The organism is Roseateles sp. P5_E11 (assembly GCF_054049355.1).
The window spans coordinates 1-1,160 of the sequence record NZ_JBFUMO010001019.1 but is presented as its reverse complement, the minus strand read 5'-3'; the positions used below and the strand labels follow the sequence as shown (position 1 = coordinate 1,160).

The 1,160-nt window shown below is 65.7% G+C and carries 1 pseudogene; it reads right to left on the bottom strand.

The window, feature by feature from the left end:
• Positions 1 to 119 precede the first annotated feature (119 nt).
• Positions 120 to 1,160: pseudogene (gene acnA / locus ACXJKR_RS33055) on the bottom strand (aconitate hydratase); the annotation flags it as partial.

Sequence of the window (1,160 nt, the reverse complement as noted above, 5' to 3'; positions counted from 1 at the left end):
GGTCGAGCGCCGGGCCGCTCCCTAGCCGGCCCGCGTTGGGCGATGTGCTTGCCGGTCAATCCGGCAAGCATCGCCGTCTCCTCGGGAGACCGACCAAGGTACTCCTTGGGCGAGAGGTCTCAGGCCGCGAGCAACTGTCTCAACACGAACGGCAGGATGCCGCCGTGGTAGTAGTAGTCCACCTCGATGGCCGTGTCGATGCGCAGCGTCAGCGGTACCTGCCTGACCGATCCGTCGGCGTAGGTGATCGTCATCGCCGCGTCGCCTTGCGGCTTGATCACCTCGGCCAGGCCGATGTCTATCGTCTCCGCGCCGGTCAGGCCCAGCGACTCCCAGCTCGTGCCGGCCTTGAACTGCAGCGGCAGCACACCCATGCCGATCAGGTTGCTGCGGTGGATGCGCTCGAAGCTTTTGGCGATGACGGCCTTGATGCCCAGCAGTTGAGTTCCCTTCGCGGCCCAATCTCGACTCGACCCGGTGCCGTATTCCTCGCCCGCGAAGATGACGGTGGGCGTGCCTTCCTGGATATAGGCCATGGCGGCGTCGTAGATGGTGGTCTGCTGGCCGCCCTTCAGCGTGTAGCCGCCTTCCTCGCGCGAGCCGTCGGGCCGGGCGGGCAGCATCAGGTTCTTCACCCGCACATTGGCGAAGGTGCCGCGCATCATCACGTCATGGTTGCCGCGGCGCGCGCCGTAGGAATTGAAGTCGGCCTTGGCCACGCCGTTGGCCGTCAGGAACTGGCCGGCCGGCGTCGTCTCCTTGAAGGAGCTGGCCGGGCTGATGTGGTCGGTGGTGATCGAATCGCCGAACAGCGCCATGACCTTGGCGCCCTTGACGCCCGACACCAGCGCCGGTGGGACCATCGTGAAACCCTCGAAGAAGGGCGGCTGGGCGATGTAGGTGCTCTTGGGCCAGTTGTAGACCTGGCCCTTGACGCCCTTGATGGCGTCCCACAGCTTGCCGGGCTTGGTGGCGACCTGGTCGTAGTTGGCCTTGAAGGCAACGGGGTCCATCGCATGCTTCATCAGCGCGTAGATCTCGTCGCTGCTGGGCCAGATGTCGCCCAGGAAGACGGGATGGCCCTTGCTGTTGTAGCCCACGGGCTGCGTCATCAGGTCGCGGGTCACGGTACCAGCGATGGCATAGGCCACGACCAGCGG